The sequence below is a fragment of the Arcobacter sp. CECT 8989 genome (assembly GCF_004116715.1).
Lineage (GTDB): Bacteria > Campylobacterota > Campylobacteria > Campylobacterales > Arcobacteraceae > Halarcobacter.
This window is the reverse complement of the sequence record NZ_PDKE01000021.1, coordinates 1-21,528: the sequence shown is the minus strand read 5'-3', so window position 1 is coordinate 21,528 and position 21,528 is coordinate 1. Positions and strand designations below refer to the sequence as shown.

Genomic DNA, 21,528 nt, shown 5'->3' with positions numbered 1-21,528 from the left:
AAGAGAAAGAGTTTGAATTCATTGCTAATAAGATTGCTGATATTTTAGATGATATTAATAATACTGATTTACAAGAACAAATCAAGGGTGAGCTTAAAGATTTAGCTAACAACTTTGTTATCTACAACAATTCTACTTATTAATATTTTGAGTGTTAAAGTGGTATAATACCACTTTAACATACAACATCAAGGTATTTTATGGAAAACAAACTTTTAGAGAAAAATGAAAATTATAAAAAAATCGAAGAAGTAATAAAATATATTGATGAAAACTTCAAAGACCAACCCTCAATAGACACAATTGCAAAATATATTGGTATGAGTAAATACCATCTTATAAGAGTATTCAAAGAGTATGTTGGTGTGACTCCCATACAATTTCTACAATCTGTAACTTTAAACTATGCAAAAGAGCATTTAAAAGAATCAAAATCTATTTTAGACAGTGCCTTAGATATTGGGCTATCTAGTTCTAGTAGACTACATGACTTATTTGTAAATATTATTGGTGTAACGCCTAAAGAGTACAAAAGTTTAGGTGAAAATGTAGAGATAACCTATGGTTTTGGAAACACTCCTTTTGGAAATGCAATAGTTGCAATTACAAAAAGAGGTATTTGCTATTTAGGTTTTTATGATGAAGCTTCAAAAGAGTCAGTTTATACAAGATTTAAAGAGGTTTGGGCAAAAGCAAATTTAAAAGAAGATAATAAAAAAGCAGATGAAGTTTTAAATAGTATTTTCATAGAAAAAGATAAAAAGTTTAACCTTTATGTAAAAGGTACAAACTTTCAAATTAATGTTTGGAAAGCTTTAATAAATATTCCTGATGGTTCTATTGCCACATACTCTGATGTAGCAAAGTATCTTGATAAACCAAAAGCTGTAAGAGCAGTTGCTAGTGCTATTGGTTCGAATCCTATTGGTTTTTTAATTCCATGTCATAGGGTTTTAGGAAAATCTGGTGCTATGACTGGATATAGATGGGGAATAGAAAGAAAGAAAATTCTTGTAGCCTATGAGGCTTTAAAAAACAAAAATGATTAAGAAACTATTATCTTAATCACATTTGCTAAAAGCATAAAAATAAGTACAGTTATTAGTACTTTTTTAATAAACTCTTCACCACCTTTTATAGCATAGTGACTCCCCACATAAGAACCAGCTACATTTGCTAATCCCATAGGAATAGCTATTAACCAAAGAATCTTACCTGCAAAGAAAAATGCAAATACAGAACCTACATTGGTAGCAAAGTTTAAAGGCTTTGTAGAAGCAGTAGAAACTAAATAATCAAGATGCAAAAACTTCTTCATAGAGATAGTAAGATATGTTCCCGTTCCAGGTCCAAGTAATCCATCATAAAAACCTATTGGAGCAGTAGAAAGTATGATATTTTTATTATTTACTTGGGTTTTTTCTTCTTTTATTGTTTTACTCTTTTTTAACATAAAAAAAAGTGCAACAGGAATTGCTAATAAAATAGCCCATTGAATAATAGTATCAGGAACATACATAACTAATGAACTTCCAATATATGAAGCTATAAGACAAGGAATAATTGCAACTGATACAACTTTCCATGATATCTTTTTACTAAGTGCGTATTTAATTGTTGCAGTTGAAACACCTAATACAGAAGCTACTTTATTACAAGCAAGTACATAAATAGGAGGAATACCAGAGAATAGTAGAACTGGAACTTGAATCATTCCACCACCACCTGCAATTGCATCAATATATCCTGCTATAAAACCTGTTAAAATAAAAATTAAAATCCAAGTGGTAGTTATATCATCTAAAAATTCCATAGTGCTATTTCCTTAAAAGGAAAAATTATAGCACTATTTAAATTAATCGATGTTACTTTTTAAGAGAGTTTTGCTTTTATAGCTTGTGTACTTGTATTTGACTGTACTTGATAAGAGTTTTCTAACTCTTTTTGTTCTTCATAATGTTTTTCAAAAAGATCTTTAAATTTTGAGAAAACTGATTTTAACTCAGGAGAAGTATATGACATTGGGTCAGGGTTTAATATCCTATCAAACATCTCTAAAATAGTATTATAATCTTTAATGGTATCATTATATGCAGGTTTAAATTCACCATTCTCATCAATAACTATTCTATCAGGTAAACTTATTAAAAACATAGCTTTAAATCTATCACCCTCTTCCATCTCATTTAAAGAGGCAACTAAAGCTCTTTTTTCAGTTTCAGGCATATTTACAGGAATCATATTTCTTGTTTGAGCTAAACCTACATCTACCAAACCATTTTGGTCAAAATCAAACCTTTCATAGTGATGAACTAGTAGATTATAAGCACCTTCATTTGATAAAGAACCTGTTTTTATAGGTTCCGCTAATCCTACATAGTGTTGAATAGTTGATAGCTCCTCTTCACTAAGAGAGTTTAAAAAATCTTTTGCATTTGAAAGATTTACTTTCTCTTCTTTTGCTTCAGAATATATCTTTTCAAAATCATCTTTGTATTCAGCCCTACTATTAGTAAAATCACTATGGTCTTTAAGCTCTTTTACTATTTCAATGTGTTTTTCATAAGCTGGTGAAAGTTGCATTTTTTTCCTTTAAGAGAGTAAAAATATTTTAGTTCATTATATTTTTATTCTCTTAAATCTTGTCTTAACTATCTTTTTTTAGTTTATGAGAGATTGAGTAAATTACAGGAAGATAAATAAGATTTAAAATTGTTCCCCATAAAAGTCCAAAACCAAGTCCTATGGCAATTGGTTGGAAAATAACAGCTTGTCCTGTAGGGAAGAAGATTAATGAACTCATTCCTATTAAAGTTGTTATTGTTGTAAGAATAATTGGTCTAAATCTTTTTGTTGCTCTTATAAATACTTCGTGTAAAGTTTTTGCTTTCTTTAAATATGTCATCATAATAATTCCATCATTAATAACAACTCCTGCAAGTCCTAACATACCAATAACAGATGGCATAGAAAGGTTAAGTCCCATTATTTTATGACCTATTAAAACTCCCAAGATAGAGAAAGGAATAATTGACATTAAAATAAAAGTTTCCCTAAAAGAGTTAAACAAATAAAGCATTGCAAGCATGATTAACACAATAGCTAGTCCACTTGCTAAAATCATATCATTCTTTAAATCTTTTTTCTTCTCTTCTTCACCTTTAAATACTAGTTTAATTCCACTTTTTTCTATTTCATCTAAAATTGGTTTTACTTTTTCTATGGCTTCCCCTGCTGTTAAAATATCAGGGTCAACTTGTCCATATACATAGAAGTTCTTTAAAGCATTGTCTTTAATAAGTTGCTCAAAGCCTTTTATTACTCTGAATTCAGCTACTTGGTTTAGCGCTACAAAAGTTCCATCAGAAAGAGGTATTTGCGTAGTTTTGAAAACTTCATAATCATCTTTATTTATACTTTGGATTTTGATATCTAGCATTGAGTTTGCATCAAAGGTAACACCTTTTTTCTTTAGTAAATACATATTTGAAAGATATGAACCTATATATGCCTCATCAAGTCCTAGTTGTTGACCATAGTTATTTACTTTTAATTTTATTTCATCAATACCAAACTTCAATGAGTTTGCTACAGACTTAATACCATTTAACTCTTTTAATGCATTTTCTAACTTCTCAATTGAAGCTATAATCTTTTGGTTGTCATTTGATACAAGCCCTATTTTAATATCTGCTTTTACAGGACCAACTTTTCTTTCTGCAACTGCTATTTCTTCTAAATTAAATTTTTCTTTATACTTTGCATCAAGTATATGTTTCTTTAACTTCTTAGCAATTTCCCTTGAACTTAATGTTCTTGTTCGCCCTTCATCATCATAATAAAAACTCAAATATGGTGTTACATACTTATCTAAGAAGTTAGCTTCTTTTCTTTTTTGAAGTTCTAAAGTCATATACATAACATAAGGAAATCTTTCTGTATTTCCTGCTGTATCTCTTCTAAATCCTGCTACTGAGTCAATACTTCTAATAAATAGTTCATTATCTTTAGCAATTAAATCCTCTTCAATTTGCTGAACAATTGCAAAGGCATCTTCAAGTTTTGTATTTTCATTTGCTTTTATAGTAAGCTTTACATCACTTGCATCAAACTTTGGAAAGATTTGAAACTTTGAAGAAGAGATAGCTAAAACAGTAAGAACAGGAACTAAGATTACAAATATTGTTAAAAAGCTTTTTTTATAATCCATAAAAAAGTGTAAGATAGAGTTATATATATTATTTGCTTTTTCCCATGATGTAACTTTTGAACCATTTTTTAGTACGTGAGCTGCATGAATAGGTAAAAAAATAAATGACTCAATAAGTGATGCAACAACTAAAGCTGATAAAGCAATAGGAATAAGCTTAATAACTTCTCCCATAGTTCCACTAATCATCAAAATTGGTAAAAATGAAAACAGTGTTGTAATAGATGCAACAGTAACAGGTTTTACCATCTCTTTTGCACCAATAACAGCTGCTTCTTTTGGAGGATAACCCTCTTCTATATGCTGTTGAATATTTTCACTTACAACAATAGCATCATCAACTACAATACCAATTGCAATTAAAACCCCAACTAGGGAAATCATATTTATTGTGTAACCAGATAGATACATATAAACAGCTGCTATTACAAAAGATGTTGGAATACCAACTGCTATAATAAATGACATTCTAAAGTTGATTAAAAGCATTACTAGAATAGTAATAAGAATAATTCCAAGTAAAATATTTGATACTACAATATTAAGCCTATCTCTAATTCTCTCACTGTTATCATCTGCAATTATTATATCTACATTTGGGTTTTGTGCATTTAACTCTGGTAACATTCCTTTAATGTTTTCAGTTAACCTAAGGGCATCAGCAGTATCATTTTGTTCAACTTTTAACGATAGGGCATTTTTACCATTAAAAGAGTATAGAGTTGAAGCATCTTCATACTTTTTAGAGATAGTTGCAACATCTGATAAATATAGGTTTGTATTTCCAACTCTAATAAGAGTCTTTGCAAAGTTTGCAGCATTTTTTTCACCATTATATGTTGAGATATAGTAGTGTTTTTTACTGTCTTCTATTTTTCCAACTGGGAAGATATACGAAATTGTAGAGATTGCATTAAATAGTTCACTTTTGTTTATTCCTAAAGCTTCAACTTTTTTATCATCAATTAAAACTTCATAATACTCATCTGAGTCACCATAAATTGTTACATCATTTATTCCTGTAATTGTAAGAAGATCACTTTTTAAATCACTAGCAAGGGGTTTAAGCTGGTCAAGATTTAATTGTTTTGAAGTAAGGGAAATATCTAAAAGAGTTCTAGTTCTATCTAAAACATTAACTGAAGGCTCATCCATATCAGAAGGTAAGTCTGATTTTACTAAGGTTATAATATCTTTTATTTTATTGGCTTCGTTATATTTGTCTTTACCTTTTTTTAGTTCTACAACAATTGTAAAGCTACCAGGGCTAATAACTGTTGTCATAACATCAACACTATCAAGATTTTTTAGATTATCTTCTATTTCAGTTACTGCCATTTTATCTAGAATGTCAACAGAAGCTCCAGCATATGAACCTTGCACTGATACCATTTCTAATTCAAAACTTGGGAAAATCTCTTTTGCTGTATTATTATATGACCAAATTCCAACTAAAAAAACTAATACAAATAGCGTATAGTTCATTCTAGAGTTATTAACAAAAAATCTCAAAAAACTTTCAAACATCTATTACCTTTATTAAAAAAAAGTATTATAATTTACAATTATTAATACAGTATTAATATTCTATCTATTTTTAATACATAGTTTCATTTTAAAGTTCTAAAAGCATGATAAAATAATAAATTATTTATTTTTATGCTCTTTTTTTTGCGCTATTTAGTAACACTGCATAATTTTTTTACTAATATTACAAAGTTATTTTTTACTAGTTTTTAAAGCCATAATCTCAATAAACACTGATTAATTTACTTATATAAATTATTTTTTTACTTATGTACAAAATATGTAAGTCCTGATAATATAATTTTTGTAACCAATTATGGTTTAAAATTATTCAAACTAAAGAAGGACTGACAGTTATGAAAAGTTTACATAAATTAGATGAAATAGAATTAATAAAGTTAGCAAAAACAACTACTGATGAAAATACACTTCATAGTCTTGCAGATAATGCTTTTATTACAGTAAGAAGATGTGTGGCTAAAAATAGACATGCTACAACACTTATTGCAAATAAACTTGCAATTGATTCAGCATGTAATGTATCTTATTGGGCAACAAGACACTCAAATCATACAACTAAGAAAAAAGTAGATTCAAATGACCCATGTGTTGTATGTTCAATTGATGAACTTCAATATCACAATACTTGTACTTCTTGTGATATGGCATAATTAAAGCAAGTAGAATCTATCTACTTGCTCCATTTAGTTTTAACTTCTTAATACACTTATAATCCTCGTCATTTTGAACACTTTCACAATATACTTTTATATTAAGTAGTGTTGATAACTCTTGAATAGATTCAACAAAGCTTTGTTTTGAACTATCAGTATTAATATTTGTAGTGTACTCTCTAGCTAATCTAATGCAATCTAGATTAAAGTCTTTTAAGTTATCTAGTGGAATAAATTTACTCTCAAATCTTTTAACAATAATTTTAGAGTCTGAATAATGAACTCTATTACAAAATCTTTTGAAGTTATCTACATCTTTTGCAACAGCATAAGCTGTAACAGAGAAGATAAGTTTTGAAGATAGATTTTTGTTTTTTAGTATTAACTCATCTAACCAAAGTAAGAAATTATTATCAGATATAGATTGTAGTGATAGATTAATCATTACATCATTTTTTAAATTGTTTATTGAGATATGATTTATAACTTTTTGAATAACTGCTTTATCAAAATCTACAACTTTAGAATACTTCTCTGCAATAGAAACAAAAGTACCAATAGGTATATTTTTGCCATCTTTGTCTTTTGCACTTGTAAATGCTTCTTGCATTAAAAGAGTGTTTTTCTCTTTATCTAAACTATATGTATCATTAATATAATCTACTTCAAAAGTTTTATTATCAATAATATCAAATACTAAGTTTCTCCACTCTTCCATATCTCTTGTTAAATCACTATTATCTCTTAAGAAGAACTCATTTGGTCCAATAAGTTTTGCTTTTTCATAGGCTTCTGTTGCAGCCTCTAACATTTCAGGTGTTGTTCCATATTTATTAAAAGGAGTTCCACCAATATAAGCTAACTCTTCTAATTTATATTTTTCCCTTAAAACTTCAAAGTTTCCTTTAAATACTTTACAAATTTCAATAGCACCTTCATACTTACAGTTTCTAAGAATTACCATAAACTCTGACCCAAAGAATCTATAAGCTGTAGCTTTTACATACTTATTATTCACAGACTCAATACTTTTTAAAGTCTTTGCAAACTCTTTAATAAGATTATTTATCTCACTATTTGTATGAGTTTTTGCATAAGAAGCAAGAGAATTAATTTTTACTTTTAAAATATAACCTTCACTTTTTTGAATAAACATCTCTTTCATATCTGTCTCAAAAGTAGCCTTTAGAGGTAATCCTGTTAACTCATCTTTTGATAGTTTCTTTGAAAGAGTTTCAAGATTTCTATTTAATTTACTAATAATAGACTCAATCTTTACAGACATGTCATTCATTGCAATTGATACGTGTTTTATTTCTGTAGTCCAAGGTAATTTATCTATTGTTTTAAATTTACCTTGAGCAATTGATTTAGCTAAAGACTCAATAGTTTTAAGAGGTCTTAAAATATATTGTACAAAAACAAATAGAATCGACATTGAAACTAAAAAGGCAATAATTGCATAAGTAATAGAACCCTTTGCTTGTTCATAAAGTTTTGCATATGCTTCACCAGGATTTGGGCTTACATAAATTACAGCTGACTTTTTCCAACCATCTGAGATTTCACTTGCTTTTTCTTCTAAATTAAAAGAGATCATATCTACAAACCAAGAAGGAACATAATCAAATTTTACATCTCTTTTTTCTTGAACAATTATTTTCTCAATATTTAAACTTACATCTTTAAATAGTAGTTTTTTACCATCAAGAACTTGAACTTTAAAATCTATTTTTCCACCATTACTAAAAGCATCTGTTGGAATAAATCTATACTTATTTCTACTTATTTCTTCTACAAAGCCTAAATCTAAATCTTCGTTTTCAAGTTTTAATAACTTGTTGTTAATATCACTATCTAACTCTACTTTTTCAATAGTTCCATACTTTGTAAGCACACTTACTTTTTTAACTTTCCAACTTTCAGGATAATCTATTTTTATCGTACTTAATAGTTTTTCGTCTGTAATAACAAAATCACTATCTTCTAATCTAATCTCTTTATAAAAACCTCTATTTGAAATAGCTTTGATTATTGTTTCTATCTCAGGGTCATTTTTGTCTTTAATTAGAGGTCTTAAACTCATTCCTAAAGAAGTAGCTGTGTCTTGTGCTTTTGTTTGTGATTCAAGTTCTAAATACTCTTTTGTATTTTTAACACTAATGATAAAATTACCAGTAAATATTACAAAGAATATAAATATAATAATTAAATACAACTGTTTTGATAAAGACATCGATTCTCCTTTAGATTCTACTCATCATAGATTTCCAGTTTTTCAAGTTGTTTTTTCCAACTTTTACTGAAGTTCTACCTTTGTTTTTTGCTTGCCATAAACCACCAGCATTAAAACTATATACAGGTCTTAAATCAGGTCTTTTAGTAGCTAATTTTAGTTTTTTATTAACGTTATCTAATACGATTGGTGTTGATGTAGGTTTGTGATAATAAGTTAAAACCATATGAGCCTGCTCATATTTTGTTCCTCTTTGTTTTAACTTAACATAAGTAATTCTTAGTTTTTCATCAGGTACCCCAAGTTGACGTAAAGTGAAATATTTTGCAATTGCATAATCTTCACAATCCCCTGCTCCTGTTCCTAAAAACTCAAAAGGTGAAGCCCAATAATCATTCTTCTTCCAATGGGCACTATCCCTTTTATATTTTACTTTATTAAAAAAATCATTTACATATTTTAGTTGATATAGAATATCCTCATTTTTTGCTTTTTCAATAACTTTATCCCAAAGTTGCACACGTTGAGCTGCTTTGTTCCCGTATTTTTTAGTTATGGCATCAAGTTTTTTTGAGGAGATATTAAATAAGTTTTCTGCTGTTATAACAGAGATAAAAAAAGAGAGAGCAAAAATAATTAACAAGTATTTACTTTTCACTATCTCTCCTTTTTTGAAGTTAAGACTATTTGATTTTATTTAAAATTGAATCTTCGTCTATTTTTTCATTATCATATTTTACAATTAATACATTTTCAGTATCATTAATGTACCACTCATCAACTTCTGATATTGTATCTAATTTATGTGTATTATTTCTGTAATCATTATTTAATTCTATGTACATTAACTTTTTCTTTGCTGGGTTTGGCATAGTTAAAATTAAAACAATCCATAAAATACAAACAACCGCAATAGTGTATACAATAGTAGTTAAACCAACATCTTCAAAGAAGATACCACCTAAAACACCACCTAAGAAAGTTCCTAAATATCCAAAAGAGTTAAAGATACCAAGTACTAAACCTCTTTGATGAACCTTTGCAAACTTAGTTGCTAGTGATTGCATGATAGGTTCATGCATGTTAAATCCAATAAAGAATATAACTACACCAACTATAAAAAGAATGGTTCCAGAGCTTAATCCAATTAGTAAATATGAAAGTGCAAAGAAAACAATTCCTATTGCAAGTATCTCTTTAAACTTACCTTTTTTTTCTGCAATTATAGCAGCAGGTGCCATAGCAAGGAAACCAAAAATCATAGCTGGTAAATATACTTTCCATAGGTCACTCATTTGCCATTCATAATTGTTTATTAAAACCATTGGAATAATCATAAATGCAAAAGTCATTAAACCTTTTTGTAAAAAGTTTGTTATGTTCATTTTGATTAAATTTTGATTTAATAAAACATCACCAACTATTGCTTTTTTTCTATAAGTATGAGTTATTTTTGGAGGGTTAGGAACCATCTTTACTAAAATAACAATTGAAACAAGAGCAATTACAGCTGTTAGATAAAATAGTGTTGGTACACCTGCAAAAGAAGAGATTGTAGGTCCAAGTAACATAGAAGCTGCAAAACTCATTCCAATGAACATACCCATTGTAGCCATTGCTTTTGGTCTTTGTTCTTCTTTTACTAAGTCACTAATCATAGCTGTTACAACTGCACCAATTGCACCAGCACCTTGTAAGAATCTTCCTACCATTAACATTAAAATATCATTTGCAATTGCACAAAAGATTGAACCAATTGCAAATAATAAAAGTCCTGTAATAATAGTACCTTTTCTTCCTAGCTTATCACTCATTACTCCAAAAGGAACTTGGAATATCATTTGAGTTAAAGCATACCCACCAATAACAATTCCAACTAAAGTCGTTGTAGCTCCATAAAGATTTATAGCATAAACTGATAAAACAGGTAGAACAATAAAAAGCCCGAAGAACCTAAGTGCGATAATCAGACTAAGAGGTAAAATAGATTTAATCATATATAATCCCATATGTATTTAAAATAAACAGAGATTATATATCAATAAAATTAATAAGATATTAAAAGGAAAGTTATGAGAATTATTTTAGCTACGGGAAATAAAGGTAAGATTGAAGAGTTTAAAAAATTACTTCCAAATGAAGAAGTGATTACTTTTAAAGAGATTATTGGTGATTATGAAGTTGTTGAAGATAAGAATACTTTTCAAGGCAATGCTTTAAAAAAAGCTCAAGAGATTTATGAAAAAATTGGTGATGAAGAAGCAATTGTAATCTCAGATGATAGTGGAATTACAGTTCCTGCTATAAATAATGAACCAGGTATTTACTCTGCAAGATACGCTGGAGTTAATGCAAATGATAAAGAAAACAATGCAAAATTAATTTCAAAATTAAATGAAAAAAATTTAGAAAAAACACCTGCTTATTATACAGCTTGTATAGCAATTATATATAAAGGTTATCCATATACAGTACATGGTTGGATGCATGGTGAAGTTATAAATAAAGAGCTTGGAAGTGGTGGTTTTGGATATGATCCAATGTTTATTCCAACTGGTTTTGATAAGACTTTAGGAGAACTAGGATACGAAGCTAAAAAAGATTTTTCCCATAGAACAAAAGCTTTAAACTTAGCAAAAAAAGTTTTAGATGTGATTTTATAAAAGTAGGTATTACCCTACTTTTATATTAGAAAATATATACAGCTGCAACCCATCCAAAAATAATTAATGGAATATTGTAGTGTAAGAATGTTGGAACAACTGAGTCCCAAATATGGTCATGTTGACCATCAACATTTAGTCCTGATGTAGGCCCAAGTGTACTATCAGAAGCTGGACTTCCTGCATCACCTAAAGCAGCAGCTGTACCAATAATAGTAATTGTTGCCATTACAGAAAAATCTAACTGTAAACATAATGGAGCATAAATAGTTGCAATAATTGGAATAGTTGAGAAAGATGAACCAATTCCCATTGTAATAAACAGTCCAACAATAAGCATTAAAAGAACTGCTAAAGATTTATTATCTCCAATAATATCAACAACAGAAGATACTAAACTTTCAACTCCACCTGTTGAGTTAATTACACTTGCAAAACCATTTGCAGCAATCATAATAAAACCAATCATTCCCATCATTTTAAGACCTTTTGTAAAGAAGTCTTGAGTTTGGTCAGCTTTAATAACACCTGCAACAATAAAGATAATGAAACCTGCTAATGAACCTAAAATAATTGAGTTTGTATAAAGCTGAAGTCCTAAAGCAGTTACAACAGATATTAAAGCAATTGCCACATGAAAATAGTTTATCTCTTTTGATTCAGATTCAATTTCTAAGATTTTGCTAATATCATACTTTCTTTTCTTTTTATATGTAAAAAATATTGCGACTAAAAGACCTAAAAACATTCCAAATACAGGTACTGCCATAGCAATTGGCAATTGTCCAGAAATAGCTTCTACTCCATTATCCACAAGATTTTTTAATAAAATTTCATTTAAGAAAATTCCTCCAAATCCAACTGGTAAAAACATATAAGTTGCAACTAAACCAAAAGTAATTACACAAGCAACTACTCTTCTGTCAAGTTCTAGTTTTGCCATTGAATGTAATAATGGTGGAATTAAAATAGGAATAAACGCAATATGAACTGGTACAATATTTTGAGAAGAGATTGCAGCTAATAAAATAAGTGTAAGCATTAAATATTTGATATAAAGAAATTGAAAAGAAGTTTCTCCCTTTCCTACTTTTTTTATAATCATATTTGATAATAAATCAGTAATTCCCGATTTAGAAATAGCAACAGCAAATGTCCCAAGCATTGCATAACTTAATGCAATTGTTGCACCATTTCCTAAGCCACTATTAAAAGCTTTGATTGTTTCATTTATGTCTAAACCAGCACTTAGACCACCAACTATTGCCCCAACAATTAAAGCAATAACGATATTTACCCTTACTAAAGATAGTAAAACCATTAAACTAACTGCAATTATTACAGAGTTCATACTTCGTCCTTCATTTTAAGTTTTATAAAAATTACATGATTTTTATAAGAAAGTTTCAATTTTAAGGAAGAAGTTTACTTAAAAGCTTGTAAAAAAGTACTAAAGTGTTTCTATTTTGGTATTGTAATTACTCTTTGAACTCTTATATCATGGTCATTTGCTTTAACGACCAACTCTATTTCATAAAAGTTTATTTCTTCTTTTACATAAGCATTTATAGAGTAATTTTCATCTTCTATAGCTAATTTTTTAAAGGAACTATAATCACTCAAACTTTTTATATACTCTTCTAAAAATGCTAAATGATTTTTTGCTTGAATATATTTGTATTTATTTATAATATTTATTGAGTTTATACTTTTTACTTCATATATTTTAACAGCCAAAATAGAAAAGATAAAAACTAAAATAAGAACAGAAAATAGTGTAAAAGCTTTTTTCATAGTTTAAAAACCCACTTTTGTTTTATCTTCTCATCTACCTCAACTTCTATTTCTAAAATATTTGAAGAAAGTTTTCTCAACGAATAATAGTTTACATTCTCTAAAAGAGTACTATTTTTAAAATATAAGGTATTATCACTATACTTTAAATCATCTATTGATGAAGGAAGGTTTTTTTCTACTATTATCTTTGCAGAATCTAAATCTAGTTTTATAATTGCTAATTCTTGATTTAATGTTTGAGCTTCATAATACTCTTTAGAATAAATGGTTGAATAAACAATTACAATGGAACCAATAAAAACTACAAAGATTAATTCTAAAAGAGAAAAAGCTTTTTTATTTTGGCAATTCATATTTTAAAAGCCTTAAATTTTCATCTTCATACTCTATTTTTTTGACACTAATATTTTTAATTTCAATGTCATCTAAAGTTATTGTTAGTTGTATATTTTTTGTAGAAAAAGAAGAGTCATAAGAAGAGATATTAAACATATTTTCTAACTTATTTAATATTATATACTCTTCATCAAAATTATCATAGAAAGAAGCCTTTGAAAAGCCTACTATGATAATTGATAAAATAAAAACACTTACAAGTGTTTCAAGTAAGGTAAAACTATTTTTTCCCGATTTCACAAGCTTTTTCATAAGCTGCTTCGATGGCTTTAATCATAGAGTCTCTAACTGCACCTTCTTCTAGTTTACCCATTCCTGCTGCTGTTGTTCCACCTGGACTCATTACAGAATCTTTAATAATTGCTGGATGAGAAGTCTCTAGTAGTTTTGCATATCCTGATAATAATCCTTGAACTAGTTCATTACTAATTTGTCTTTCAAGTCCTGCTTTAACTGCACCATCACTTAAGCTCTCTGCGATTAAACTTAAAAATGCTGGTCCACTTCCTGCTAAAGCAGTTGCAATATCAAGTTGATTTTCAGTATTTACCCATACTGCTTTTCCAATATGGTTAAATAGTTCCATTGCTAAATTTTTAGCTTCTTTATCTCCTGTGATAGTTGTAGTTGAACCTAAAACTGACGCAGCAACATTTGGCATACTTCTAATATAAAATTTTGATTTTATTTGTTTCTTTAAACTATCAATTGTTGTACCAGCTAAGATTGAGAAAATGATATTTGCTCGCCCTTCTAATCTTGCAGCAACACTTTGTAATGCATATGGTTTTACACAAAAAATTATATTCTTATCTGTGATATTTTCAGTATCACTCATAACCTTTACTTCTAAATTTGGAATCTTAGTTTTTATATCATTTAATTTCTTTTCATCTCTTCCAATAATTTCTACTTCAAAGTTATTTACAAGTCCTCTTGCCAGTGCTTGTGCCATGAAGCCATTTCCTATTAATGTTAATTTCATACTAGCTACCTTTAAAATTATTTAATTTATTATAACGAATTAATTATAATATTAGAAAAATAAAATAATAAAAAGTAAGAGAAGAGCAAGGATACATAAGATAAAATACTTACTTTATGAAAAGGATAACTCAAATGATTAACAATTTAAAGTTCAAGAATTTTGTATTAATTATTGGTTTAGGTTTTGTGTTAACAGCTTGTTCACAAAAATCTGAAAGAGTGCAAGAGTATGATAAACCTGCACTTTATTGGTATAATGACATGCTTAAACAGATTTCTACTGGATACTTAGAAGAAGCAGACGATGTATATACTTCTTTAGAGAGTGAACATAGAAACTCACCTTTAATACCAACTGCACTTTTAATCTTAGCAAATGCTCATATTGACAACGAAGAGTATCAATTAGCAAACTTCTATTTAGATGAATATATTAAAAGATTTGCACTTAGTAGAAACATTGATTATGTTAGATATTTAAAGATTAAAGCTAACTTTTTAGGTTTCTCAAATGAATTAAGAGATCAACAATTAATCGAAGATACAATCAAAGAGATTGAAGAGTATAGAAACTTATTTTCAAACTCTAAATATATGCCTTTAGTAAATACTATGAGTGCAAGATTATATATGGCTAAAGCCTCTTTAGATAAAGAGATTGCAGATTTATATAAAAGAATAGATAAGCCAAAAGCGGCTGAGTACTATAACCAAAAAGTAAAAGAGTCATGGGTTGATGAAAATGAGATTGAACCTGTAGAGACACCTTTTTACAAATATCCTTTTGAAAAAAACATTTTTTAAAAAATATTAATAGATTTTAGGAGTTAATATATATGGAATTAGAGAATTATGATTCTTTTCCTCAACAAATACCTTTAATAGTTGAAGACGAAGTATTTTTATATCCATTTATGATTGCTCCATTGTTTTTAGGAAGTGAAGAGAACTTAAAAGCAGTAGAGCACTCTATTGAACATAATAAACTAGTAATCGTAGCTGTTAGTAAACCAGGTCACGAGGGAAAAAGAGATAAAGATAGCTTCTATGATGTAGGAGTTATTGGAAATATTATGAGAAAAGTATCTTTACCAGATGGTAAAATAAAGGTTCTTTTCCAAGGTTTAGCAAAGGGTAAAATCACTGAGTTTAATGAAGAGACTTCAGAGTTTGCACTTGTTGATACATTAGAAGATGATAAATATTCTAAAGAGAGTATTGAATCTATTATTGATGTATTAAGAGAACAAGTTAAAAAACTTTCAGCTGTAAACTCTAAATTTCCAGCAGACTTAATAAAAACAATTGAAGAAAATAGTGATGCAACAAGAATTGCAGACTTAATCTCTTCTGTTTTAAAAGTAAAAAAAGATGAAGCATATAAACTATTTGCTGAAACAAACTTAGAACAAAGACTTTTAAATATTATTGAAACTATCAAAAAAGAGATTGAGAGTTTAAAAATTCAAAAAGAGATTACTCAAAAAGTAAACTCTAAAATTGAAAAAACTCATAAAGACTACTTCTTAAAAGAGCAAATTAAAGCTATTCAGAAAGAGCTAGGTTCTGATAATCAAAAAGATTCAGAAATTAGAGCTTATAAGAAAAAACTTAAAAAACTTAAACCTCATATGCCAAAAGATGGTTATAAAGAGACAAAAAAACAAATTGATAAATTAAGTAGAATGCACCAAGATTCACCAGATAGTGCCCTACTTCAAACTTATATTGAAAATGTTTTAGAAATACCATTTGGAAACTATGCTCACAATGATATCTCTGTACAAAGTGTTGAAGATCAGTTAAATAGTGATCATTACTCTTTAGAAAAACCAAAAGAAAGAATCTCAGAATACTTTGCAGTAAAAGAGATGCTTGAAAAAAGAAAAATAGAAAACCTTAAATCAAAGGGAACTGTTCTTTGTTTTGTAGGACCTCCAGGTGTTGGTAAAACTTCACTTGCAAACTCTATTTCTCAAGCCTTACAAAGACCACTTGTAAGAGTAGCTTTAGGTGGAATGGAAGATGTAAATGAATTAAGAGGACATAGAAGAACTTATGTTGGAGCAATGCCAGGAAGAATAGTAAAAGGTCTTTGTGATGCTAAAACTATGAACCCTGTTGTTGTATTAGATGAGATTGATAAACTTGGAGCAAACCATAGAGGTGATCCAACTGCTGTTATGCTTGAGGTTTTAGACCCAGAGCAAAACAATGAGTTTAGAGACCTTTATTTAAACTTTGCAATTGATTTATCACAATGTATCTTTGTAGCAACTGCAAATGATGCAAGAAGAATTCCAGCAGCACTAAGAGATAGAATGGAGTTTATTGAAATTTCTTCTTATACTCCAAATGAGAAATATCATATTGCAAAAGACTATTTAATTCCTCAAGAGTTAGAAAAACATGGTCTTAAAAAAAGTGAAGTTTCATTATCTAAAACTACTATTGAAGCAATTATTTCAAAATATACAAGAGAAGCAGGTGTTAGAAATCTAAGACGTGTATTTGCAAAACTATTTAGAAAAACTGTTAAGATACTACTTAAAGATAAAGAGACTAAAAAAGTTTCTATTACAACTAAAAATTTAACTGATTTCCTAGAGAATCCAATTTTTGAAATAGACCCAGCTGAAAAGAAAAACTCTGTTGGAGTTACAAATGGTTTAGCTTGGACTGCTGTTGGTGGAGATGTTTTAAAAACAGAAGCGGTAAGACTTAGAGGAAAAGGTATTTTAAGTGTTACTGGAAATATGGGTGATGTAATGAAAGAATCATCTAGAATTTCTTACTCTGTTGTAAAACTTTTAATTGACAATAAAAAACTGAAAATAGATGATAATCTAATTCCTAAAACAGCAAAAGAAATAGAAGAAAAAACAAAAGTAGACCCAAGTGAAATCTATAAAAGATTTGATATTCACTTACATATTCCAGAAGGTGCTACACCAAAAGATGGACCAAGTGCTGGTATAACAATGGCTACAACTATTGCTTCTATCTTAAGTAACAAAGAAGTTAAATCTGATGTTGCTATGACTGGTGAGCTTACACTTACAGGTAAGGTTTTACCAATTGGTGGATTAAAAGAGAAACTAATTGCAGCTCATAAAGCAAAAATGAAACTTGCATTAATTCCAAGAAAGAACTTCCAAAGGGATTTAGATGATATTCCATTAGAAGTAAAAGAGAATATGGAAATCAAAGCAGTAGATACTATAGAAGATGTTTTAAAAGAGACTCTTATCTAAGTAAAATGAAGGTAAAAAGAACAAGACCTAATGATAGTATCATTATAAACAATCTTTTTACCTTTGCGACAATTGTTATGATTACAATAACAATTGTTCTATATAACACCTTTATTGTCGAACCACAAAAAAAAGAAGAAACTACACTTTCAAAAGTAGAAAAACTACCTTGTCAAAAAGAGACTTCTACTAAAGTAATTATAAAAAACTATGAACTAGTAAAAAAATCATATAAAGCTATTGAAAAGGGTTACTATAAGATAGAAGGCTCTTTTTTAAAACTTGAAGAAAACTCTAAAATTGAAGATATTATAAAACTAACTGAAGTAGATAGTTATATTAAAAGCTTACTTAATATAAACCCTAAAGAAGATTTACAAAAGTATTTAAAGATAAAATATGAAATAATAGAGAGTTCCAAAGATAACTTAAATGCAGGAACAATAATAACATCATTTAGAATTAACTCAAAAGAGATATTTTTTATGCAAAGTGATTTTAAATTTATGTATAAAAATGCTATCAAAGAACGAGTTGATTGCTCAATAAAGGTATATAAAAACTATGTTCAGAACTAGATCTAATTTCACACTTACTAATATCACAATTGCAATAACAATTTTTATGTACCTAGTACAAACAAATATAAGCTATGGAAGTTTATATTTAGGTCTTAATATGTATTTTGTTGAAAGCAACTTTTATTGGCAACCTCTTACAACTATGTTTGCCCATGGAGGACTTGGTCACTTAGCTATGAATATGTTTGTTTTATATCAATTTGGAAATGCTATTGAGATGTATAGAGGAAAAAAAGAGTTTGTCATAGCATACTTTATAGCAGGACTTGCAACTTCAATTCTTAGCTTTTTATATATTTACTATTTAGATAATTTTGTAAACTTAGTTGGAGCATCTGGTGCTATTTGTGCACTTATGGGATATATAGCTTATATAGATAGATTTCAAAGAAAAGCAATAGTTACTTGGGTTTTAATTATCTCAGTAGCGCCTGTACTTATTGGTCTTCCAATTGCTTGGTATGCTCACTTTATTGGACTTGGAATTGGGTTTTTAATAGGAGCTATTAGAAGATAGTTACAAAAGTACTTTCTTCTTTAAAATATCTATTTTAATTTAAATTAATAAAAAAACTAACTCCATACATCACTATAGTAACAGTAACAATTCCTATAATAATCTCTTTTATTTTAACTGTAGGATTTAATGTTCCACAATATGGGCATTGTCTTTTTTTTGTTTCAATTTCCCTTTTACAATGTCTACATGGTTCAAGTTTTATGATAGATCCTTCATTTTTTATAATTTTAACTATTAAATGCTGTGAGTTTTATATAATATAATTTTTTCTTAATATTACATTTTTGATACACTATATTAAAAAAAATATTATCTTAAGTTATATAACTATAAAATAAGATGATTTTTACGTTAAAAAAAGGCATACAATGAATTTTGAAGATTTGCAAATTATATCCATAGATGACAATGAAAATAATCTATTTTTAATTGAAGCAATTTGTGGAGAAATAAGGCTAAATGTAAAAAGTTTTTCAGAACCACTTGAAGCTTTAATGCATGTACTTCAAAATAGAGTTGACTTAATTATAATTGACTACATGATGCCAAATCTTAATGGAATCGAATTCATAAAAGAGTTTAGAAGAAAAAATAAAAAAGTTCCTATTGTTATGGTAACTGCTGCTGGTGATGATGAAACAATTCATAAAGAAGCCTTTGATGCAGGAGTAAATGACTTTTTAAGTAAACCTGTAAACTCTGTTTTATTTAAAGCAAGAGTTACAAACCTTTTAACTAACTATCAAAATACTTTATTAATAGAAGATAAAGCCAAGCTTTTAGAAGAAGAAGTAAAAAAAGCCACGGAAAACCTTATAGATAGAGAACATGAAACTCTGTATATTTTAGGAAAAACGGCAGAATATAAAGACCCAGAAACAGCATCACATGTTGCTAGAGTTGCCCACTACTCTAAACTTTTAGCAAAAGCTTGTGGCTTAGATGAAAAAGAGCAAGAAATTATTTTTTATGCTGCTCCATTTCATGATCTTGGAAAAATTGGAATTGAAGATAGGATCCTTTTAAAGCCAGGGAAACTAGATAACGAAGAGTTTGATACCATGAAAAGTCATGCTCAAATTGGTTATGAAATATTAAAAGATTCCCAGAGTGAATTCTTAAAAGCAGGAGCTATTATTGCTATAAACCACCATGAAAAATATGACGGAAGTGGCTATCCTAAAGGTTTAAAAGGTGATGAAATTCATATTTACGGAAGAATTGTAGCTGTCGTTGATGTATTTGATGCTTTAACTTCGCATAGACCTTATAAAAAAGCCTGGAGTTTGGATGATGCATTAAATCTTTTAAAAGAAGAGAGTGGAAAACACTTTGACCCCAATATTATAAATCTATTTATAAAAAATATAGAAGAAATAAAAGAAATATATAACTCATTTGGAGAATAAATGAAAAAAATTTTCAGTCCTTTTTTTAATCCATATATTGGACCTATTTTAGTAATAGGTGTAACTCTTATTTATCTTATAGTTTTTATTTTACCAGAGTTTTCAAATAAAAATAAAATGGATGAAATGACAAAACAATCTATTGAAATGGTAAATAATTTAAAAAAAATTAGAAGCTATTATACATCTCATGTAATTAAAGAAGTTAAAGACAATAGTGATATAGAAATAAACTATGAGCATGATAATAAAAGAGGAGTAATTCCTTTACCTGCAACACTTCTTCATGATTTAAGTGAACTTGTTACAAAAAAAGATATGCATATAAAAATGTATAGTGACTATCCTTTTCCTAATAGAAAAGATAGAGTTTTAAGTGATTTTGAAAAAGAGTCTTTACGATATTTGATAAATAATCCAACAAGTATCTATAAAAAAGCAATAAATGAAGATGGGCAAAAAGTATTTAAAGTAGCAATTGCTGATATTTTTTATGACCAATCTTGTGTTTCATGTCATAATACAAGAGCTGATACTCCTAAAAATAGTTGGAAACTAGGTGATGTTAGAGGTGTTATTCAAGTTTCAATACCAATTGAAGATAATTTTTTATTAACAAGTAAACAAATTATTCTTACAATGTCAGCCCTGATTGGAATAATATTTATATTAGGAATCCATTATTCAGTAATTTCTATTGAAAGACAAAAAGAACATAAAAATGCTAAAAGAAGACTTGAAGAAAAAGTAGAAGATAGAACACAAACTCTGCAAAATACAGTTAAACTATTGAACCAATATAAGAAAGCAGTTGATTCAAGTGCAATCGTCTCAAAAACTGATAAAAGAGGAATTATTACTTATGTAAATGATGAATTTATAAAAGTTTCTCAATATAAAGAAAAAGAACTTATTGGGAAAAGTCACAATATAGTAAGACATGAAGATATGTCAAGTGAGGTATTTGAAGATTTATGGAAAACAATTTGTGCTAAAAAAATTTGGAAGGGTCAAATTAAAAACAAAGCAAAAGATGGTAGTGCATATCATGTAGCATCTACTATTGTGCCTATTTTAAACTACAATGATGAGATAGAAGAGTTCTTAGCAATAAGATTAGATGTTACAGATATTGTTCATGCGCAACAAAAAGCACAAAAGGCGGATGAGGCGAAGTCGACGTTCTTAGCAAATATGAGTCATGAAATAAGAACACCATTAAATGCAATAATTGGATTCTCTGATATTCTTAGTAATTCAAGTGAATTAAAAAG

General features: G+C 28.3%; 20 protein-coding genes and 1 pseudogene. 10 read left to right on the top strand and 11 right to left on the bottom strand.

Annotated elements, in window-relative coordinates; translation table 11 throughout:
- Positions 1-143: pseudogene (gene glyA, locus CRV02_RS14100) on the top strand (serine hydroxymethyltransferase); the annotation flags it as partial.
- 57 nt (positions 144-200) lie between these two features.
- Positions 201-1,049, top strand: coding sequence for a methylated-DNA--[protein]-cysteine S-methyltransferase (locus CRV02_RS14095; protein WP_129090884.1), 849 nt, complete (start codon positions 201-203; stop codon positions 1,047-1,049).
- On the opposite strand, the gene CRV02_RS14090 is transcribed toward CRV02_RS14095, so the two are convergent.
- From CRV02_RS14090 to CRV02_RS14080, 3 genes are all read right to left on the bottom strand, one after another.
- Positions 1,046-1,813 (bottom strand): TSUP family transporter, encoded by a 768-nt coding sequence (locus tag CRV02_RS14090; RefSeq protein ID WP_129090883.1) that lies wholly within the window; start codon positions 1,811-1,813, stop codon positions 1,046-1,048. The genes CRV02_RS14095 and CRV02_RS14090 overlap by 4 nt on opposite strands.
- A gap of 59 nt (positions 1,814-1,872) precedes the next feature.
- Positions 1,873-2,583, bottom strand: a complete 711-nt coding sequence (locus tag CRV02_RS14085; RefSeq protein WP_129090882.1) for a hypothetical protein — start codon at positions 2,581-2,583, stop codon at positions 1,873-1,875.
- Positions 2,584-2,647: 64 nt separating this feature from the next.
- Positions 2,648-5,737 carry an efflux RND transporter permease subunit gene (locus tag CRV02_RS14080; protein ID WP_129090881.1) on the bottom strand — a complete coding sequence of 1,030 codons (3,090 nt, stop codon included), beginning with the start codon at positions 5,735-5,737 and terminating at the stop codon, positions 2,648-2,650.
- A gap of 356 nt (positions 5,738-6,093) precedes the next feature.
- On the opposite strand from CRV02_RS14080, the gene CRV02_RS14075 reads away from it, so the two are divergent.
- Positions 6,094-6,408 (top strand): hypothetical protein, encoded by a 315-nt coding sequence (locus tag CRV02_RS14075; RefSeq protein ID WP_129090880.1) that lies wholly within the window; start codon positions 6,094-6,096, stop codon positions 6,406-6,408.
- A 16-nt stretch (positions 6,409-6,424) separates the two neighbouring features.
- Here CRV02_RS14075 and CRV02_RS14070 read toward each other — a convergent pair whose 3' ends face one another.
- Genes CRV02_RS14070 through CRV02_RS14060 form a run of 3 tightly spaced genes read right to left on the bottom strand, consistent with a single transcriptional unit; the run spans position 6,425 to position 10,644 of the window.
- Complete coding sequence (locus CRV02_RS14070; protein ID WP_129090879.1) at positions 6,425-8,647, bottom strand: EAL domain-containing protein; 2,223 nt, start codon at positions 8,645-8,647, stop codon at positions 6,425-6,427.
- Positions 8,648-8,657: 10 nt separating this feature from the next.
- A complete protein-coding gene (locus CRV02_RS14065; protein WP_129090878.1) occupies positions 8,658-9,305 on the bottom strand; it encodes a transglutaminase-like cysteine peptidase in 648 nt (215 codons plus the stop codon).
- A 25-nt stretch (positions 9,306-9,330) separates the two neighbouring features.
- Positions 9,331-10,644 carry an MFS transporter gene (locus CRV02_RS14060; RefSeq protein ID WP_129090877.1) on the bottom strand — a complete coding sequence of 438 codons (1,314 nt, stop codon included), beginning with the start codon at positions 10,642-10,644 and terminating at the stop codon, positions 9,331-9,333.
- A gap of 75 nt (positions 10,645-10,719) precedes the next feature.
- On the opposite strand from CRV02_RS14060, the gene rdgB reads away from it, so the two are divergent.
- Positions 10,720-11,310 carry an RdgB/HAM1 family non-canonical purine NTP pyrophosphatase gene (rdgB, locus tag CRV02_RS14055; protein WP_129090876.1) on the top strand — a complete coding sequence of 197 codons (591 nt, stop codon included), beginning with the start codon at positions 10,720-10,722 and terminating at the stop codon, positions 11,308-11,310.
- A gap of 25 nt (positions 11,311-11,335) precedes the next feature.
- Here the strand turns inward: rdgB and CRV02_RS14050 are convergent, their stop codons facing one another.
- The 5 genes from CRV02_RS14050 to CRV02_RS14030 all read right to left on the bottom strand — a co-directional run bounded on the left by CRV02_RS14050 (position 11,336) and on the right by CRV02_RS14030 (position 14,488).
- Positions 11,336-12,661 carry a Na+/H+ antiporter family protein gene (locus tag CRV02_RS14050; protein ID WP_129085714.1) on the bottom strand — a complete coding sequence of 442 codons (1,326 nt, stop codon included), beginning with the start codon at positions 12,659-12,661 and terminating at the stop codon, positions 11,336-11,338.
- Positions 12,662-12,771: 110 nt separating this feature from the next.
- A complete protein-coding gene (locus CRV02_RS14045) occupies positions 12,772-13,104 on the bottom strand; it encodes a hypothetical protein (protein WP_129090875.1) in 333 nt (110 codons plus the stop codon).
- Positions 13,101-13,460, bottom strand: a complete 360-nt coding sequence (locus tag CRV02_RS14040) for a type II secretion system protein (RefSeq protein WP_129090874.1) — start codon at positions 13,458-13,460, stop codon at positions 13,101-13,103. The genes CRV02_RS14045 and CRV02_RS14040 overlap by 4 nt, the downstream gene beginning before the upstream one ends.
- The gene (locus tag CRV02_RS14035) at positions 13,444-13,755 is read right to left on the bottom strand and encodes a prepilin-type N-terminal cleavage/methylation domain-containing protein (protein ID WP_129090873.1); all 312 of its coding nucleotides are present in this window, start codon (positions 13,753-13,755) and stop codon (positions 13,444-13,446) included. The genes CRV02_RS14040 and CRV02_RS14035 overlap by 17 nt, the downstream gene beginning before the upstream one ends.
- Complete coding sequence (locus tag CRV02_RS14030) at positions 13,724-14,488, bottom strand: pyrroline-5-carboxylate reductase (protein WP_129090872.1); 765 nt, start codon at positions 14,486-14,488, stop codon at positions 13,724-13,726. The genes CRV02_RS14035 and CRV02_RS14030 overlap by 32 nt, the downstream gene beginning before the upstream one ends.
- Before the next feature lie 134 nt (positions 14,489-14,622).
- Here CRV02_RS14030 and CRV02_RS14025 point away from each other — a divergent pair, with 134 nt between their 5' ends.
- The 6 genes from CRV02_RS14025 to CRV02_RS14000 all read left to right on the top strand — a co-directional run.
- Positions 14,623-15,294 (top strand): outer membrane protein assembly factor BamD, encoded by a 672-nt coding sequence (locus tag CRV02_RS14025; protein WP_129090871.1) that lies wholly within the window; start codon positions 14,623-14,625, stop codon positions 15,292-15,294.
- Positions 15,295-15,326: 32 nt separating this feature from the next.
- The gene (gene lon / locus CRV02_RS14020) at positions 15,327-17,744 is read left to right on the top strand and encodes an endopeptidase La (protein ID WP_129090870.1); all 2,418 of its coding nucleotides are present in this window, start codon (positions 15,327-15,329) and stop codon (positions 17,742-17,744) included.
- Positions 17,745-17,749: 5 nt separating this feature from the next.
- Positions 17,750-18,322, top strand: a complete 573-nt coding sequence (locus CRV02_RS14015) for a hypothetical protein (protein ID WP_129090869.1) — start codon at positions 17,750-17,752, stop codon at positions 18,320-18,322.
- The gene (locus CRV02_RS14010; RefSeq protein WP_129090868.1) at positions 18,309-18,842 is read left to right on the top strand and encodes a rhomboid family intramembrane serine protease; all 534 of its coding nucleotides are present in this window, start codon (positions 18,309-18,311) and stop codon (positions 18,840-18,842) included. The genes CRV02_RS14015 and CRV02_RS14010 overlap by 14 nt, the downstream gene beginning before the upstream one ends.
- Before the next feature lie 371 nt (positions 18,843-19,213).
- The gene (locus CRV02_RS14005; protein ID WP_129090867.1) at positions 19,214-20,254 is read left to right on the top strand and encodes an HD domain-containing phosphohydrolase; all 1,041 of its coding nucleotides are present in this window, start codon (positions 19,214-19,216) and stop codon (positions 20,252-20,254) included.
- On the top strand, positions 20,255-21,528 hold a 1,274-nt coding region (locus tag CRV02_RS14000; RefSeq protein WP_129090866.1), incomplete at its 3' end, for a DUF3365 domain-containing protein. It lies immediately after the preceding gene.